A 937-nucleotide genomic window follows, 5' to 3' on the forward strand; every position below is an offset into this window, starting at 1 on the left:
TGAAAAAACGGCACCTGCGTTTTCAATACCGAGACGCAAAAGGGGCGGTAACCAATAGACTTGTTGAACCTCAAGCTATGCTGATTTTGCCACCACTATGGTATTTAGTCGCATGGGATTCTACCCGTAAGGATTTCCGTCATTTTCGAATGGATCGGATCAGTCAGCCTGAATTCATCGAAGGCACAACATTTCTTCGACGACATGTGTCGTTTGAAGATCACGTTTCTCCAATTCGTAATCTAGCTCGTTGATTATTATGTATTTTGTGTATTCATTCGTTTCGATACGTTAATGTTAAATGAGTAATTCGTATTGATGATATGAATTTAAATAAAATATAATTATCATATTTATAATGTATGATAATTTTTATTAATATTTTCCTTTGCTTATACTCTCTTCATCGAAACAAGGTATGACACAAATTCTTAGAGATTGGAGCAAATTATGAAAATGAATCACGTAGGTATTATGGTTGGCGATATGGACAAAGCGGTTGAGTTTTACACCAAAGCGCTGGGTCTAAAAATAGTGATGAATAACACCAAAGTTATCGAAGAGCGCGAAACAGCGATTGGTCGTATGTGTATTGCTGTTTTCGGTGAAGGCTTTAAAGGTTTTAACATCGCACACCTGGTTACCTCTGATGGTATTGGTGTCGAAATGTTTGAGATGAAAGAACGTCAAGAACGCCATGAAGTGGATTTCTCTCGTCTTGGTATCTTCCATTTTTGTCTGCAAACTGATGACTTTGAAGGTGTGATTGAGCGCACTGAACAATATGGCGGTAAGGTTCGCATGGATATTATGCGCTACCACCCAGAAGATGACAGCAAGACTGCACAAATGGTTTACCTAGAAGACCCGTTTGGTAATTTGTTTGAGCTTTACTCGCACACCTACGAAGAGACTTACGCGTCAGATTACGAGTAAT

Annotated in this window: 2 protein-coding genes; both read left to right on the forward strand. The window is 38.8% G+C overall.

Translation table 11 applies throughout. The features are described 5' to 3' along the window. Positions 1–254, forward strand: a 254-nt coding sequence (locus ACP45E_RS21245; protein ID WP_141707476.1) for a helix-turn-helix transcriptional regulator, incomplete at its 5' end; no start/stop codon positions are given. Positions 255–450: 196 nt separating this feature from the next. Beyond that, complete coding sequence (locus tag ACP45E_RS21250; RefSeq protein ID WP_017034828.1) at positions 451–936, forward strand: VOC family protein; 486 nt, start codon at positions 451–453, stop codon at positions 934–936. Position 937 lies beyond the last annotated feature (1 nt).

This window comes from Vibrio genomosp. F10 str. 9ZD137 (assembly GCF_049974785.1).
GTDB lineage: Bacteria > Pseudomonadota > Gammaproteobacteria > Enterobacterales > Vibrionaceae > Vibrio.